The sequence below is a fragment of the Citrobacter freundii complex sp. 2025EL-00176 genome, from assembly GCF_053309355.1.
Window position 1 is genome coordinate 1 of the sequence record NZ_JBRYHT010000035.1, and the last position, 703, is coordinate 703.

Annotated in this window: 1 rRNA gene; it reads right to left on the reverse strand. The window is 51.1% G+C overall.

Annotation, left to right across the window (positions count from 1 at the left end):
• Nucleotides 1-703: ribosomal RNA gene (locus ACVXHP_RS24200) — 23S ribosomal RNA — on the reverse strand; the annotation flags it as partial.

Genomic DNA, 703 nt, shown 5'->3' on the forward strand with positions numbered 1-703 from the left:
TTCACGAGGCGCTACCTAAATAGCTTTCGGGGAGAACCAGCTATCTCCCGGTTTGATTGGCCTTTCACCCCCAGCCACAAGTCATCCGCTAATTTTTCAACATTAGTCGGTTCGGTCCTCCAGTTAGTGTTACCCAACCTTCAACCTGCCCATGGCTAGATCACCGGGTTTCGGGTCTATACCCTGCAACTTAACGCCCAGTTAAGACTCGGTTTCCCTTCGGCTCCCCTATACGGTTAACCTTGCTACAGAATATAAGTCGCTGACCCATTATACAAAAGGTACGCAGTCACACCCCGAAGGATGCTCCCACTGCTTGTACGTACACGGTTTCAGGTTCTTTTTCACTCCCCTCGCCGGGGTTCTTTTCGCCTTTCCCTCACGGTACTGGTTCACTATCGGTCAGTCAGGAGTATTTAGCCTTGGAGGATGGTCCCCCCATATTCAGACAGGATACCACGTGTCCCGCCCTACTCTTCGAGTTCACAACACATGCATTTTTGTGTACGGGACTATCACCCTGTACCGTCGGACTTTCCAGACCGTTCCACTAACACACATGCTGATTCAGACTCTGGGCTGCTCCCCGTTCGCTCGCCGCTACTGGGGGAATCTCGGTTGATTTCTTTTCCTCGGGGTACTTAGATGTTTCAGTTCCCCCGGTTCGCTTCATTACGCTATGTATTCACGTAATGATAGTGTG